This window comes from Staphylococcus sp. 231237_7MaSpsaltlick, assembly GCF_043107035.1.
Genome location: NZ_JBICNX010000003.1, coordinates 483,934 through 499,230, shown reverse-complemented (window position 1 = coordinate 499,230; position 15,297 = coordinate 483,934). Strand labels below are relative to the sequence as shown.

The window sequence follows — 15,297 nt, the reverse complement described above, 5'->3', positions numbered from 1 at the left end:
ATGATAATTAAGCGAATGAATAAACAAATTGATAATGGTTGAACGTGTTGTAGAAGTAAATGTTACTAGTCTTCTGTTACGTTTAACTATTTTTAATGTGTGTTCAGAATAAATTTTAGAATACAAGTGAGTATTAACAAATACTAAATTATTAAACAGGAGTGAACATAATGAGTGATCGTGTAAGAGTCAGATATGCACCAAGTCCGACAGGTTATTTGCATATTGGTAATGCAAGAACTGCATTATTTAACTATCTATTTGCTAAACATTATGATGGAGATTTTGTGATTCGAATTGAAGATACAGATAGTAAGCGTAACCTTACTGATGGTGAATCATCTCAATTTGAAAATTTAAAATGGTTAGGTATTGAATGGGATGAGTCTATAGATAAAGACAAAGGATATGGGCCATATCGCCAATCTGAGCGTGCTGAAATTTACAATCCACTTATTCAACAACTGTTAGACGAAGATAAGGCGTATAAATGTTACATGACGGAAGAAGAGTTAGAAGAAGAGCGTCAACAACAAATTGAACGTGGTGAAATGCCTCGTTACGGTGGTAAACATGCCCACTTAACTGAAGAAGAGCGCCAACAATTTGAAGCAGAAGGTCGTAAGCCATCAATTCGTTTCCGTGTACCAAAGGACACAACTTTCTCATTTGATGACATGGTTAAAGGTGAAATTTCATTTGATTCAAATAATATTGGAGATTGGGTTATCGTCAAAAAAGATGGTGTGCCAACATATAACTTTGCAGTTGCAGTAGACGACCACTATATGGAAATCTCTGACGTAATTCGTGGGGATGACCACATTTCTAATACACCAAAGCAATTGATGATTTATGAAACATTCGGCTGGGAAGCACCACGTTTTGCACATATGTCATTAATAGTAAATGAAGAGCGCAAAAAATTAAGTAAGAGAGACGGTCAAATCTTACAATTTATTGAGCAGTATCGTGATCTTGGATATTTACCAGAAGCGTTATTCAACTTTATTACATTATTAGGTTGGTCTCCAGAAGGTGAAGATGAAATTTATTCACCAGAAGAGTTTATTAAGATATTTGATGAAAAGCGTTTATCAAAATCTCCAGCATTTTTCGACAAACAGAAATTAGCATGGGTTAATAATCAATATATGAAACAAAAGGATACTAATACAGTATTCGAACTTGCTCTACCTCATTTGATTAAAGCAGAATTACTTCCTGAAAATCCAAGTGAGTCAGAATTAGCTTGGGGACGTAAATTAGTTGCACTTTATCAAAAAGAAATGAGCTACGCAGGTGAAATTGTACCATTATCTGAACTGTTCTTCCGTGACGAACAAGTATTAGGTGCAGATGAGCAAGAAGTTATCGATGGTGAACAAGTTCCTGAATTAATGTCGCACTTATACAGTAAACTTGAGGCGCTTGAGCCATTTGAAGCAGCAGAAATTAAACAAACAATCAAAGCTGTTCAAAAGGAAACAGGTATTAAAGGTAAGCAATTATTTATGCCAATCCGTGTTGCTGTTACAGGACAAATGCATGGACCTGAATTACCAAACACGATTGAAGTGCTAGGTAAAGACAAAGTGTTATCACGATTAAAGAAATACGTTTAAGTCAAAGTATTTTTTAGCTGTGTAAACATCGTATAGCAGTAAATTTTCACTTGAAAAATAACACTAAACGGCATATGATTAGAATTGAATTAGCGAAGGATTAGTAGATAACCATCAATGTACAGAGAGTGTGCGGTTGCTGTGAGCACATCATTGTAATTATTGAATGCACCTTTGTGTTTAGAATTGAATTAGCATTGACGAGAATATAAGTAGTCTATAATTATTGTAGTATTTACACAATATAAGGCGTTAGCTTATAGAAAATGAGAGTGGAACCGTGCAAAAGCGCCTCTAACAAATGTGTTAGAGGTGCTTTTTTGATAGGGAGGTAGCAATCTTGTTTAAGATTTTGAAACGGATAAAAGATGATATAAATATGGTGTTTGAACAAGATCCAGCAGCACGTAGTACATTGGAAGTTGTTACTTCTTATGCGGGCATACATGCAGTTTGGAGTCATTTAATCGCACATGAATTATATAAAAGGAAAAAATTTGTTACGGCGAGATTGATTTCACAAGTAGCACGATTTTTTACAGGGATAGAAATTCACCCAGGCGCACAAATAGGTAAACGATTATTTATCGACCACGGTATGGGGGTAGTCATTGGAGAGACTTGTCGTATTGGAGATAATGTTACTATATATCAAGGTGTGACATTAGGTGGTACGGGTAAAGAAAAAGGTAAGCGTCATCCAGACATTGGAGATAATGTATTAATTGCAGCTGGTGCTAAAGTGTTAGGTAATATCAAGATTGAATCTGACGTAAATATTGGTGCCAATTCAGTTGTGTTAGAGTCTGTACCGAGCTATTCTACTGTAGTTGGTATACCGGGACATATTGTAAAGCAAGATGGTAAACGTATTGGTAAAACATTTGACCATAGAAATTTACCAGATCCAATTTACGAGCAATTAAAAGAATTAGAGAAACAACTTGAGAAAACGAGAAATGGAGAGATACAAGATGATTACATTATATAATACGCTCACACGTCAAAAAGAGACGTTTAAGCCTATTGAACCAGGTAAGGTTAAAATGTATGTTTGTGGACCTACTGTCTATAACTATATTCACATTGGGAATGCAAGACCAGCTATCAATTATGATGTAGTAAGAAGATACTTTGAATATCAAGGATATGAAGTGATATATGTCTCAAACTTCACCGATGTTGATGATAAGTTAATCAAACGTTCGCAAGAATTAAACGAACCAGTACCAGATATTGCTGACCGTTATATCAAAGCATTCCATGAAGATGTAGGGGCATTAAATGTTAAACAAGCCACTTCTAATCCACGTGTAATGAATCACATGGACGATATTATTCAATTTATTAAAGAGTTAGTTGATGAAGGTTATGCATATGAAAGTGGAGGAGACGTTTACTTTAGAACAAGAAAGTTTGAAGGTTATGGTAAATTAAGTCATCAGTCATTAAATGATTTGAAAGTTGGCGCTCGTATTGAACAAGGTGAACAGAAAGAGGATGCCTTAGACTTTACGTTATGGAAGAAGGCGAAGCCAGGTGAAATCAGTTGGGATAGTCCGTTTGGTGAAGGAAGACCAGGATGGCATATTGAATGTTCAGTTATGGCTTATCACGAATTAGGTGCTACTATTGATATTCATGCTGGCGGTAGTGATTTACAATTCCCACACCATGAGAATGAAATTGCACAATCAGAAGCACACAACCATGCACCATTTGCAACATATTGGATGCATAATGGCTTTATAAATATTGATAATGAGAAAATGAGTAAATCATTAGGTAATTTCGTGTTAGTACATGACATCATCAAACAAATTGATCCTGATGTGCTACGTTTCTTTATGATTAGTGTCCATTACAGAAGTCCAATTAATTATAATATGGAACTTGTAGAAGCAGCGAAAAGTGGTTTGGAACGTATCAGAAATAGCTATGAAGCTATAGTGGAAAGAGAAGCAATTGCAACGGATGTTATCGAGCAATCAGAATATAGCGAAGCAATCGATAAAGTGCTTGAACAATTTGAAACAGTTATGAATGATGATTTCAATACGGCTAATGCAATCACAGCATGGTATGATTTAGCAAAATTAGCAAACAAATATGTATTAGAAAACACTACTTCTAGCACTGTATTAAATCGTTTTAAAGAAGTATACCAAATATTTAGTGATGTATTAGGTGTACCACTTAAAGGAAAAGAATCAGATGTATTATTAGATGCTGACATAGAAGCATTGATTGAAGAGCGTAATACTGCGAGAAAAAATAAAGACTTTGCACGTGCAGATGAAATTCGTGATGAATTAAAAGCGCAAAATATCATTTTAGAAGATACTGCACAAGGTGTGAGATTTAAGCGAGGCTAACATGGATAATAAATTATTAAATCCACTTACATTAGCATATATGGGTGACGCAGTGTTAGATCAGCATGTAAGAGAGTATATTGTATTGAAACTTAAAGCTAAACCCAATCGTTTACACCAAGAAGCAAAACGTTATGTTTCTGCTAAAAGTCAGGCGCAAACATTAGAACAACTGACTGAAGCTGACTGGTTTACTGATGTAGAGCTTGATGTTGTGCGCAGAGGTAGAAATGCTAAAAGTTATACTAAGGCTAAAAATACAGATATTCAAACATATAGAAAAAGTTCAGGTCTAGAAGCGGTCATTGGTTATTTGTATTTGGAAAAGGAACACGATAGATTACAAGCATTGTTGCAATATATTGTTCAATGTGTAGATGAAAGGAAGTGATACTGTGGAAGATATCGTAATAGTAGGACGCCATGCGGTAAAGGAAGCAATCGTATCTGGTCATACAATTAATAAAATATTAATACAAGATACGATTAAAAAAGGACAAATAAATGAGATTTTAAAACAAGCGAATAATAAGAAAATCATTGTCCAAAGTGTACCGAAGTCTAAAATTGACAACTTATCTGATGCACCTCACCAAGGTGTAGCAGCTTATATTGCACCGTACGAGTATGCTGATTTTGATGCATTTTTATCAGAACAAAGGAACAAAGAAACATTATCTACAGTATTAATATTGGATGGTTTAGAAGATCCGCACAACTTAGGGTCTATTCTAAGAACGGCTGATGCCTCAGGTGTTGACGGTGTGATTATACCTAAAAGGCGTTCGGTAGCGTTAACTCAAACGGTAGCAAAGGCGTCAACAGGTGCCATTCAACATGTCCCGGTCATGAGGGTGACAAATTTAGCGCAGACGATTGAAACATTGAAGGAAAATGGTTATTGGGTCGTTGGTACAGAAGCGGAGAATGCTACAGATTATAGAGAGATGGATGCGGCAATGCCTTTAGCTATTGTGATTGGTAGTGAAGGACAAGGAATGAGTCGACTTGTAAAAGATAAATGCGACTTTTATATTAAAATTCCAATGGTAGGTCATGTCAATAGTTTGAATGCCTCAGTGGCCGCTAGCTTAATGATGTATGAGGTATATCGTAAGCGAAATCAGATTGGAGATCAGACATGAAGGATCGCTACTTGATTGTCGATGGTTACAATATGATTGGGCAGTCTCAAGAACTTAGCCGATTATCGAAAGAAAATTTAGAAGAAGCGCGTGAACAGTTGTTAACTGCAATTGCTAATTATAATGCGGTAATTGCTGACGAAGTAGTATGTGTCTTTGATGCTTATGAACAAGCAGGTGCACATTCTGAATATATGTATCATGGGGTTAAAGTAATTTTTACGAAGGAAAAGGAAACCGCGGATAGTTATATTGAGCGATATGTGTATGATTTATATGATAAACACACACGTCATATCACTGTTGTAACCAGTGATATGAGCGAACAACACGCTATCTTTGGTACTGGTGCATACCGAATTTCTTCAAGAGAAATGTGGCGAGATTTAAAGGAAAACGAAATCACTGTCTCGAAGGAACTTGAAGGGTTCAATGAGCAAAAGCCACGAACTCGAATTGAACTTTCAAATGAAATATTAGAAGAATTTGAAAAACTAAGACGAGGCAATAATAATAAAGAATAATATGGCAAGTTGCTTTTTATTATTTGTCCGCTGTATCCTGTGCTTAATCATTTAAGTTAAGAAAGGATACATGAATGCAAGAGAACACCAATGTTAATAAGTGTATACAATACGAAAACGTTATTTTAACTAGCCATTCGGTGAATTGTATTTTGGAACAAACGAGAACACATATTATTCAAAGGATAAATCATTTTTCTATTCATCCAAACGATCGTGAAGATATATGCCAGGAAATACTTTTGAAAATATTCCTCGCCCTGAATTGCTTTGATTTTGAACGTAATATACCACTAGAGCACTATATTAATCGTATTATAAAGCATGCTAAATGTGACTATATCCGAGGCAAAGTGAAACGATTGAAACGACAAGAATCTCTTGTTCGAGAACACATCGTGAAGTACAGTACGCCCACAGCAAGTTCTAAACTAGAGTTGGATTTAATAACTAAAGATAGTATATCCATGCTACACAAACGTTTAGCTGATTGTACAACGCTAGAACGAAAAATTATGCAACTTGCATTTCGAGACTATAAGCCTAAAGAAATTGCTCACATTTTAAATATTGAAGTTAAAGTAGTTTACAATGCAATTCAACGTTGTAAAATGAAACTCAAGCCACATTTACAAGTTTGAATTTGTAAATATGTATATATTTTAAAGGTGAAATTAGGCAATGAGTATGTGCTTGACCTATTGTGATGACAATTGACAATTGACTTGTATGTTATGTATAGTAGATTGGTATTATAATGAGTTGGGTGAGTAAAATGAAAAAAGTACCACTAAGTTGTGAAGTTTGTGGAAACAGAAATTATAATGTTCCAAAGCAAAGTAATCTTACATCTAGATTGGAATTGAAAAAGTATTGTCCAAGGTGTAATGCACATACCTTGCATAAGGAATCAAAGTAAAGTTAGCAATGTGATGAAAGTTAATCGAGTGAATAAATACCGACTAAGATAAGGTGTTATGTTTGCTTGGTTTTGTAGTAAGGAAATAAGCAAATAGGGAATAAAGAAATCACACGGAGGTCTTATAAATGGCTAAAAAAGAAAATTTCTTCCAAGGCGTTAAGTCAGAAATGGAAAAGACAAGTTGGCCAACCAAAGAAGAATTGTTTAAGTACACAGTCATTGTTGTAGCTACAGTAGTATTTTTCTTAGTGTTCTTCTATGCCTTAGACTTAGGAATTGGTAAAATTATAGAGTTAATCAAATAGATAGGAGTGACGACATGTCTGAAGAAGTTGGCGCAAAGCGTTGGTATGCTGTGCATACTTATTCTGGGTATGAAAATAAAGTTAAGCAAAATTTAGAAAAACGTGTTGAATCTATGAATATGACAGAGCAAATATTCAGAGTTGTGATACCGGAAGAAGAAGAAACACAAGTAAAAGAAGGTAAAGCAAAAACACTTACTAAAAAAACATTCCCTGGTTATGTATTAGTCGAACTTGTTATGACTGATGAATCATGGTATATCGTTAGAAATACGCCAGGTGTTACTGGCTTTGTTGGTTCGGCAGGTGCTGGTTCTAAGCCAAACCCACTGTTACCAGAGGAAGCGCGTTTCATCTTAAAACAAATGGGCATGAAAGAAAAAACTGTTGATGTACAAATTGATTTAGGTGAACAAGTGAGAATTAAATCAGGACCATTTGCGAACCAAGTCGGTGAAGTTCAAGAAATTGAAGTTGAAAAGTATAAATTAACAGTACTTGTAGACATGTTCGGTAGAGAAACACCAGTAGAAGTTGAATTTGATCAAATAGAAAAGCTATAAAATAGCTAAGGTAGAAAAAGGAATACAAGAGCAAGCTCATGCATAAGAACACCTAAGACATAAAATGTCTAAGGTAGAAGAAGGAATACAAGAGCAAGCTCTTGCATAAGAACACCTAAGACATAAAATGTCTAAGGTAGGAGAAGGAATACAAGAGCAAGCTCATGCATAAGAACACCTAAGACATAAAATGTCTAAGGTAGGAGAAGGAATACAAGAGCAAGCTCATGCATAAGAACACCTAAGACATAAAATGTCTAAGGTAGGAGAAGGAATACAAGAGCAAGCTCTTGCATAAGAACACCTAAGACATAAAATGTCTAAGGTAGAAGAAGGAATACAAGAGCAAGCTCATGTATAAGAACACCTAAGACATAAAATGTCTAAGGTAGGAGAAGGAATACAAGAGCAAGCTCATGCATAAGAACACCTAAGCCATAAAATGTCTAAGGTGTTCTAAAAATTAACTATTGATTTAATATATAGTTTGATGTTATAATACTGTGGTCGCGCTTTTAGAGCGTTCATTTCGTCACGAAATGTAGAAGAGTGGGAGGGCAAAACTTAGTCCTGTGACCACATCACGATATCAAGGAGGTGCACATCGTGGCTAAAAAAGTAGAAAAAGTAGTTAAATTACAAATTCCTGCAGGTAAAGCAAATCCAGCACCACCAGTTGGTCCGGCATTAGGTCAAGCAGGTGTGAACATTATGGGATTCTGTAAGGAATTCAACGCACGTACGCAAGAGGATGCAGGTTTAATCATCCCAGTTGAAATCAGTGTATATGAAGATCGTTCATTTACATTCGTAACTAAAACACCACCAGCTCCAGTATTACTTAAAAAAGCAGCTGGTATTGAAAAAGGTTCTGGCGAACCAAACAAAAACAAAGTTGCTACAGTAACTAAAGATCAAGTGCGTGAAATTGCTAACTCAAAAATGCAAGATTTAAATGCTGCTGACGAAGAAGCAGCTATGCGTATTATCGAAGGTACTGCACGCAGCATGGGTATCACAGTTCAATAATTAAAGTAATGATTTATAGATAGACGTATAGAAGCAGATGACAGATAATGACAAACATGATGACAGCGTTCAATATTGTCGTAATATGAGGTGAAATGTCATTTATTATGGAAGCAATTCCTACGATAAAATAACACTTTTAAACCTCACTGTTATCTGCTCTTAACTTGCAAAAGCAAGTAAACGTGGGAGGAAATTCCGCTAAAACCACTAAAGGAGGAACATGAAATGGCTAAAAAAAGCAAAAGATATCAAGAAGTAGCTAGCAAAATCGACCGCCAAAAACAATATTCTGTTGAAGAAGCTGTTGAACTAGCTAAAGAAACAAGTATCGCTAACTTTGATGCATCTGTTGAAGTTGCATTCCGTTTAGGTATCGATACTCGTAAAAATGATCAACAAATCCGTGGCGCAGTAGTATTACCAAATGGTACTGGTAAGTCACAAAGTGTATTAGTATTCGCAAAAGGTGATAAAGCATCTGAAGCTGAAGCTGCTGGTGCAGACTTCGTTGGCGAAGGTGAATACGTAGAAAAAATCCAACAAGGTTGGTTCGACTTTGACGTAGTAGTAGCTACACCAGACATGATGGGTGAAGTTGGTAAATTAGGTCGTGTATTAGGACCTAAAGGTTTAATGCCAAACCCTAAAACTGGAACAGTTACAATGGACGTTAAAAAAGCTGTTGAAGAAATCAAAGCTGGTAAAGTTGAATACCGCGCTGAAAAATCAGGTATTGTTCATGCATCAATTGGTAAAACATCATTTGATACTGACAAACTTGTTGAAAACTTGAAGACTTTACAAGATGTATTAGCTAAAGCTAAACCATCTTCTGCTAAAGGTACTTACTTCAAATCAATCACAGTTACTACAACAATGGGACCTGGAGTTAAAGTTGACGCTTCAACTTTCTAATATCCACCTCATGCTATAAAAATAAATTTCAAGACTAAGGCAATTTTGCAGTAGTCTTGAAATTTAATATTGACATAACACAATATAAGGTTTATATTGATGTATGTATTATTTTACCTAAGACAGTAGGAGTTAGTAATAACTTAAAACACGATCCTACCGAGGCTAAAATTGACTTGAACGTGATTATTTTAGAACTTTCAAGCACTTTTTGCCATGGGTAGAAAGTGCTTTTTTTATTGAGGGATAGACGAGATAATACATCTTAGTCGACTCAAGATTAAAAGCACCAAATAAAATTTATGGAGGTGTCTAAATGTCTGCTATCATCGAATCAAAAAAACAACAAGTTGATACAATTGCTGAACAACTTAAAAATTCAGTATCAACAGTAATCGTTGACTATCGTGGTCTTAGCGTTGCTGAAGTAACTGAATTACGTTCACAATTACGTGAAGCTGGTGTTGAATACAAAGTATTGAAAAACACTATGGTTCGTCGTGCAGCTGAACAAGCTGGTATCGAAGGTTTAGATGAGCACTTAGTAGGTCCTACAGCGGTTGCTACTTCAACTGAAGATGTAGTTGCTCCAGCTAAAGTACTTGCTAAATTCGCTAAAGAACATGAAGCTTTAGAAATTAAAGTTGGTGTTATGGAAGGTGCAGTTATTTCAGCTGAAGAAGTTAACACAGTTGGTACATTACCATCACACGAAGGACTTGTTTCTATGCTATTATCTGTATTACAAGCTCCAGTCCGCAACTTCGCATATGCAGTTAAAGCTGTTGGAGAAAACAAAGAAAACGAAGAAAGCGCTGAATAATTGCGCATAATAATTAAAAAAACGGAGGAATATTAAAATGGCTAATCAAGAACAAATCATTGAAGCAATTAAAGAAATGTCAGTTTTAGAATTAAACGACTTAGTTAAAGCAATCGAAGAAGAATTTGGTGTAACTGCAGCAGCTCCAGTAGCAGCAGCAGGTGCAGCAGGCGGCGCAGACGCAGCAGCAGAGAAAACAGAATTCGACGTAGAATTAACTTCTGCTGGTTCATCTAAAATCAAAGTTGTTAAAGCTGTTAAAGAAGCAACTGGCTTAGGATTAAAAGACGCTAAAGAATTAGTTGACGGAGCTCCTAAAGTTGTTAAAGAAGGTTTAGCTAAAGAAGAAGCTGAAAAACTTAAAGAAGCTTTAGAAGAAGTTGGCGCTACAGTAGAATTAAAATAATTCTTGCTGGCTAACAGTTAATAATTATATATTGCAAGTTTATAATGTTGCTTAGTTTATCACTAACTAAAGTGACGAGATTTAAGTTACGTTGAAACTTGAAATCTTTGAGAAATGAAAACCCCGTTATTGTAATATCGGGGTTTTGTCTTATTTTGTCTATATCTATGATTTGAGGATAATTCAGTAATGACTTTTATACTCAGCGAAAAGGGTATAGTATTAATCTAAGAATAAAAGATTAAATGAGGTGTAGTCATGAGTCATTATTATGATGAAAATCCTGAAGTAGAAAGTGATGAGTCACTTTTTACATACTCCTACAACAACCATGACATTGAGCTAATTACAGATGCAGGTGTTTTTTCTAAAGGGAAAATCGACTTTGGGTCTGACTTATTGGTAAGAACTTTTTTAAATGCACATCCCCCAGGACCTACAAAACATATATTAGATGTTGGTTGCGGTTATGGCCCGATTGGTTTAATGATTGCAAAGGTATCCCCGCATCATGAAATTACGATGGTAGATGTTAATCACCGTGCGCTAGCATTAGCGAAAAGAAATCAACAGAAAAATCATATTGATAATGTGGAGATAGCAGAAAGCGATGGGTTATCCCAAGTTGAAGATCAAGCATTTGACTTTATTTTAACGAATCCGCCGATAAGAGCTGGGAAATCAGTGGTCCATGGTATTTTAAATGACGCTTATAGTAAATTGAAACAAGATGGCGAGCTTTATGTAGTTATACAAAAAAAGCAAGGTATGCCATCAGCAAAAAAGAAAATGCAAGAAACATTCGATAATGTTGAAGTAGTAGAAAAAAGTAAAGGTTATTACATTTTAAGAAGTGTAAAAGGTTGATTAAAATGTCTGCTTCTGATATAGTTATAGAATGTAAAAATTTATGTTCAATAAGTGTGTACTTTTACGTTCAAAATAACATTGTATATAATATGAAATAGAAAATGGTGTCATCAGGAGTGCTACCGTTTTCTTTTTGTCTTATTATATTTGCTATTTTTCTAAAAGTAAACACACAATTTTTGAGGGGTGAATCTGTTTGGCAGGTCAATTTGTCCAATATGGAAGACATCGTAAACGTAGAAACTATGCGAGAATTTCAGAGGTATTAGAATTACCAAATTTAATTGAGATTCAAACTAAGTCTTACGATTGGTTCTTAGAAGAAGGTTTATTAGAAATGTTTAGAGACATTTCTCCAATTGAAGATTTCACAGGAAATCTATCATTAGAATTTGTAGATTATAGACTTGGTGAACCAAAATATGATTTAGAAGAATCTAAAAACCGTGATACAACGTATGCAGCACCTCTTCGTGTTAAAGTACGTCTAATCATTAAAGAAACTGGCGAAGTAAAAGAGCAAGAAGTGTTTATGGGCGATTTCCCATTAATGACAGATACAGGTACATTCGTAATCAACGGTGCTGAACGTGTAATCGTATCACAATTAGTTCGTTCACCATCCGTTTACTTCAATGAAAAGCTAGACAAAAACGGCAACACAAACTTTGACGCAACAATTATTCCTAACCGTGGTGCATGGTTAGAATATGAAACTGATGCCAAAGATGTTGTTTATGTACGTATTGACAGAACTAGAAAGTTACCATTAACAGTATTATTAAGAGCTTTAGGTTTCTCAACGGATCAAGAGATTGTTGATTTGTTTGGTGAAAGTGAATACTTGCGTAATACATTAGAAAAAGATGGAACTGAAAATACTGATCAAGCATTGCTTGAAATTTATGAGCGTCTACGTCCTGGTGAACCACCAACAGTAGAAAATGCTAAAAGTTTATTATATTCACGTTTCTTCGATCCAAAACGCTATGATTTAGCTAGTGTGGGTCGTTACAAAGCGAATAAGAAACTTCACTTAAAGCATCGCTTATTCAATCAAAAATTAGCTGAACCAATTGTTAATGCAGAAACTGGTGAAATTGTTGCTGAAGAAGGTACAGTACTTGATCGTCGTAATTTAGACGAAATCATGGATGTATTGGAATCAAATGCAAACAGCGAAGTGTTTGAATTAGAAGGAAGCATCATTGATGAGCCTGTAGAAATTCAATCAATCAAAGTTTACGTACCTAATGATGAAGAAGGTCGTACAACGACAGTGATTGGTAACGCGTTCCCAGATTCAGAAGTGAAATGTATTACACCTGCTGATATTATTGCATCTATGTCATACTTCTTTAACTTACTAAGTGGTATTGGCTTCACTGATGATATCGACCATTTAGGAAACCGTCGTCTACGTTCAGTAGGGGAATTATTACAAAACCAATTCCGTATCGGTTTATCAAGAATGGAACGTGTAGTACGTGAAAGAATGTCTATTCAAGACACAGATTCAATCACACCACAACAATTAATCAACATTCGCCCTGTAATTGCATCTATCAAAGAATTCTTTGGTAGTTCACAATTATCACAGTTCATGGACCAAGCAAACCCATTAGCTGAGTTGACGCATAAACGTCGTCTATCAGCATTAGGACCTGGTGGTTTAACTCGTGAACGTGCCCAAATGGAAGTACGTGACGTTCACTATTCTCACTATGGCCGTATGTGTCCAATCGAAACACCTGAGGGTCCAAACATCGGACTTATCAACTCATTATCAAGTTATGCGCGTGTAAATGAATTTGGTTTCATTGAAACACCATATCGTAAAGTTGATATTGAAACACAATCTATTACAGATCAAATTGACTACTTAACAGCTGATGAAGAAGACAGCTATGTAGTAGCACAAGCAAACTCTGTATTAGATGAAAATGGTCGTTTCGTAGAAGATGAAGTCGTTTGTCGTTTCCGTGGTAACAACACAGTAATGGCAAAAGAAAAAATGGACTACATGGATGTATCACCTAAACAGGTTGTATCTGCTGCGACAGCATGTATTCCTTTCTTAGAAAACGATGACTCTAACCGTGCATTGATGGGTGCGAACATGCAACGTCAAGCTGTACCTTTGATGAATCCTGAATCACCATTTGTTGGTACAGGTATGGAACACGTAGCTGCACGTGACTCTGGTGCTGCAGTTGTTGCTAAACGTAAAGGTCGCGTTGAGCATGTTGAATCTAATGAAATTCTTGTTCGTCAACTTATTGAAGAGGATGGCCAAGAATACGAAGGCGAATTAGATCGCTATCCATTAGCTAAATTCAAACGTTCAAACACAGGTACATGTTATAACCAACGTCCTATTGTTAGCTCAGGTGACGTTGTGACTAAAGGTGAAATCTTAGCTGATGGTCCTTCAATGGAATTAGGTGAGATGGCACTTGGTAGAAACGTAGTTGTAGGTTTCATGACTTGGGACGGTTATAACTATGAGGATGCTGTAATCATGAGTGAACGTCTTGTTAAGGATGACGTTTATACTTCAATTCATATTGAAGAGTATGAATCAGAAGCGCGTGATACTAAATTAGGACCTGAAGAAATCACTCGTGATATTCCGAATGTTTCTGAAAGTGCACTGAAAAACTTAGATGACCGCGGTATTGTATACGTAGGTGCTGAAGTTAATGATGGTGATATCCTAGTAGGTAAAGTAACGCCTAAAGGTGTAACTGAATTAACTGCAGAAGAACGCTTATTACATGCAATCTTCGGTGAAAAAGCACGTGAAGTACGTGATACATCATTACGTGTGCCTCATGGTGCTGGTGGTATTGTTCTAGATGTTAAAGTCTTTAACCGTGAAGAAGGAGACGACACATTATCTCCTGGTGTAAACCAATTAGTACGTGTTTATATCGTTCAAAAACGTAAGATTCACGTTGGTGATAAGATGTGTGGACGTCACGGTAACAAAGGTGTTATTTCTAAGATTGTTCCAGAAGAAGACATGCCTTATTTACCAGACGGAACACCTATCGATATCATGTTAAACCCATTAGGTGTACCATCACGTATGAATATCGGACAAGTATTAGAGTTGCACTTAGGTATGGCTGCTAAAAACTTAGGTATTCATGTTGCATCACCTGTATTCGATGGTGCCAATGATGAAGATGTTTGGTCTACAATTGAAGAGGCCGGTATGGCACGTGACGGTAAGACTGTACTTTACGATGGACGTACAGGTGAACCATTTGATAACCGTATTTCTGTCGGCGTAATGTACATGTTGAAACTTGCACACATGGTTGATGACAAATTACACGCACGTTCAACTGGACCATACTCACTTGTTACACAACAACCACTTGGTGGTAAAGCACAATTCGGTGGACAACGTTTCGGTGAGATGGAGGTATGGGCACTTGAAGCATATGGTGCTGCATATACACTGCAAGAAATCTTAACTTACAAATCAGATGACACAGTAGGTCGTGTTAAAACATACGAATCTATTGTTAAAGGTGAAAATATTTCTAAACCAAGTGTTCCTGAATCATTCCGAGTATTGATGAAAGAGTTACAAAGTTTAGGATTAGACGTTAAGATTATGGACGAGCATGACAATGAAATTGACATGCATGACACTGAAGATGAAGATGTTGTTGAGCGTAAAGTTGATCTTCAACAAAAAGATGCTCCAGAATCACAAAAAGAAATCACTGACTAATCGCATTTAAGTTTATAAAGGTATATTCCATATCGAGTAGCCAC

Annotated in this window: 16 protein-coding genes and 1 other annotated feature; all 16 genes read left to right on the top strand. The window is 35.9% G+C overall.

Features of this window, described 5'->3' with window-relative positions:
* The first annotated feature begins 170 nt into the window (after positions 1-170).
* The 16 genes from gltX to rpoB all read left to right on the top strand — a co-directional run bounded on the left by gltX (position 171) and on the right by rpoB (position 15,253).
* Positions 171-1,625 (top strand): glutamate--tRNA ligase, encoded by a 1,455-nt coding sequence (gene gltX, locus ACF91D_RS08520; protein ID WP_042737953.1) that lies wholly within the window; start codon positions 171-173, stop codon positions 1,623-1,625.
* A gap of 349 nt (positions 1,626-1,974) precedes the next feature.
* Positions 1,975-2,616, top strand: coding sequence for a serine O-acetyltransferase (gene cysE, locus ACF91D_RS08515; RefSeq protein ID WP_042738251.1), 642 nt, complete (start codon positions 1,975-1,977; stop codon positions 2,614-2,616).
* Positions 2,600-4,000, top strand: coding sequence for a cysteine--tRNA ligase (gene cysS, locus ACF91D_RS08510; RefSeq protein WP_042737954.1), 1,401 nt, complete (start codon positions 2,600-2,602; stop codon positions 3,998-4,000). The genes cysE and cysS overlap by 17 nt, the downstream gene beginning before the upstream one ends.
* Position 4,001: 1 nt before the next feature.
* Complete coding sequence (locus ACF91D_RS08505; RefSeq protein ID WP_042737955.1) at positions 4,002-4,391, top strand: Mini-ribonuclease 3; 390 nt, start codon at positions 4,002-4,004, stop codon at positions 4,389-4,391.
* 4 nt (positions 4,392-4,395) lie between these two features.
* Positions 4,396-5,145 (top strand): 23S rRNA (guanosine(2251)-2'-O)-methyltransferase RlmB, encoded by a 750-nt coding sequence (gene rlmB, locus ACF91D_RS08500; protein ID WP_107526763.1) that lies wholly within the window; start codon positions 4,396-4,398, stop codon positions 5,143-5,145.
* Positions 5,142-5,669 carry an NYN domain-containing protein gene (locus ACF91D_RS08495; RefSeq protein ID WP_107526762.1) on the top strand — a complete coding sequence of 176 codons (528 nt, stop codon included), beginning with the start codon at positions 5,142-5,144 and terminating at the stop codon, positions 5,667-5,669. Before rlmB ends, ACF91D_RS08495 begins: the two co-directional genes overlap by 4 nt.
* 152 nt (positions 5,670-5,821) lie before the next feature.
* Entirely contained in the window at positions 5,822-6,310 is a 489-nt protein-coding gene (locus ACF91D_RS08490) for a sigma-70 family RNA polymerase sigma factor (RefSeq protein ID WP_157946365.1), read from the top strand.
* Positions 6,311-6,444: 134 nt separating this feature from the next.
* Positions 6,445-6,588 carry a 50S ribosomal protein L33 gene (gene rpmG, locus ACF91D_RS08485; RefSeq protein ID WP_082039164.1) on the top strand — a complete coding sequence of 48 codons (144 nt, stop codon included), beginning with the start codon at positions 6,445-6,447 and terminating at the stop codon, positions 6,586-6,588.
* 128 nt (positions 6,589-6,716) lie between these two features.
* On the top strand, positions 6,717-6,896 hold the full coding sequence (gene secE, locus ACF91D_RS08480; RefSeq protein ID WP_042737958.1) for a preprotein translocase subunit SecE: 180 nt from the start codon (positions 6,717-6,719) through the stop codon (positions 6,894-6,896).
* Positions 6,897-6,910: 14 nt separating this feature from the next.
* Positions 6,911-7,459 (top strand): transcription termination/antitermination protein NusG, encoded by a 549-nt coding sequence (gene nusG, locus ACF91D_RS08475; protein WP_042737959.1) that lies wholly within the window; start codon positions 6,911-6,913, stop codon positions 7,457-7,459.
* 606 nt (positions 7,460-8,065) lie between these two features.
* Entirely contained in the window at positions 8,066-8,488 is a 423-nt protein-coding gene (rplK, locus tag ACF91D_RS08470; RefSeq protein ID WP_042737960.1) for a 50S ribosomal protein L11, read from the top strand.
* Positions 8,489-8,716: 228 nt separating this feature from the next.
* A complete protein-coding gene (gene rplA / locus ACF91D_RS08465) occupies positions 8,717-9,406 on the top strand; it encodes a 50S ribosomal protein L1 (RefSeq protein ID WP_042737961.1) in 690 nt (229 codons plus the stop codon).
* Between the two features lie 98 nt (positions 9,407-9,504).
* Positions 9,505-9,652 (top strand) — a sequence feature (ribosomal protein L10 leader region).
* A 70-nt stretch (positions 9,653-9,722) separates the two neighbouring features.
* Positions 9,723-10,229, top strand: a complete 507-nt coding sequence (rplJ, locus tag ACF91D_RS08460; protein ID WP_107512001.1) for a 50S ribosomal protein L10 — start codon at positions 9,723-9,725, stop codon at positions 10,227-10,229.
* Positions 10,230-10,266: 37 nt separating this feature from the next.
* Complete coding sequence (gene rplL / locus ACF91D_RS08455) at positions 10,267-10,635, top strand: 50S ribosomal protein L7/L12 (RefSeq protein ID WP_042737963.1); 369 nt, start codon at positions 10,267-10,269, stop codon at positions 10,633-10,635.
* 258 nt (positions 10,636-10,893) lie between these two features.
* Positions 10,894-11,502 carry a class I SAM-dependent methyltransferase gene (locus tag ACF91D_RS08450; RefSeq protein ID WP_107526760.1) on the top strand — a complete coding sequence of 203 codons (609 nt, stop codon included), beginning with the start codon at positions 10,894-10,896 and terminating at the stop codon, positions 11,500-11,502.
* 199 nt (positions 11,503-11,701) lie between these two features.
* Complete coding sequence (rpoB, locus tag ACF91D_RS08445) at positions 11,702-15,253, top strand: DNA-directed RNA polymerase subunit beta (RefSeq protein ID WP_042737965.1); 3,552 nt, start codon at positions 11,702-11,704, stop codon at positions 15,251-15,253.
* Positions 15,254-15,297 lie beyond the last annotated feature (44 nt).

What these genes read in the sequence shown, in the direction of transcription:
- gltX (WP_042737953.1), top strand. Translation starts at nt 171, where the DNA reads ATGAGTGATCGTGTAAGAGTCAGATATGCACCAAGTCCGACAGGTTAT.
- rplL (WP_042737963.1), top strand. Translation starts at nt 10,267, where the DNA reads ATGGCTAATCAAGAACAAATCATTGAAGCAATTAAAGAAATGTCAGTT.
- secE (WP_042737958.1), top strand. Translation starts at nt 6,717, where the DNA reads ATGGCTAAAAAAGAAAATTTCTTCCAAGGCGTTAAGTCAGAAATGGAA.
- ACF91D_RS08450 (WP_107526760.1), top strand. Translation starts at nt 10,894, where the DNA reads ATGAGTCATTATTATGATGAAAATCCTGAAGTAGAAAGTGATGAGTCA.
- rplA (WP_042737961.1), top strand. Translation starts at nt 8,717, where the DNA reads ATGGCTAAAAAAAGCAAAAGATATCAAGAAGTAGCTAGCAAAATCGAC.
- cysS (WP_042737954.1), top strand. Translation starts at nt 2,600, where the DNA reads ATGATTACATTATATAATACGCTCACACGTCAAAAAGAGACGTTTAAG.
- rplJ (WP_107512001.1), top strand. Translation starts at nt 9,723, where the DNA reads ATGTCTGCTATCATCGAATCAAAAAAACAACAAGTTGATACAATTGCT.
- ACF91D_RS08505 (WP_042737955.1), top strand. Translation starts at nt 4,002, where the DNA reads ATGGATAATAAATTATTAAATCCACTTACATTAGCATATATGGGTGAC.
- rpmG (WP_082039164.1), top strand. Translation starts at nt 6,445, where the DNA reads ATGAAAAAAGTACCACTAAGTTGTGAAGTTTGTGGAAACAGAAATTAT.
- nusG (WP_042737959.1), top strand. Translation starts at nt 6,911, where the DNA reads ATGTCTGAAGAAGTTGGCGCAAAGCGTTGGTATGCTGTGCATACTTAT.
- ACF91D_RS08495 (WP_107526762.1), top strand. Translation starts at nt 5,142, where the DNA reads ATGAAGGATCGCTACTTGATTGTCGATGGTTACAATATGATTGGGCAG.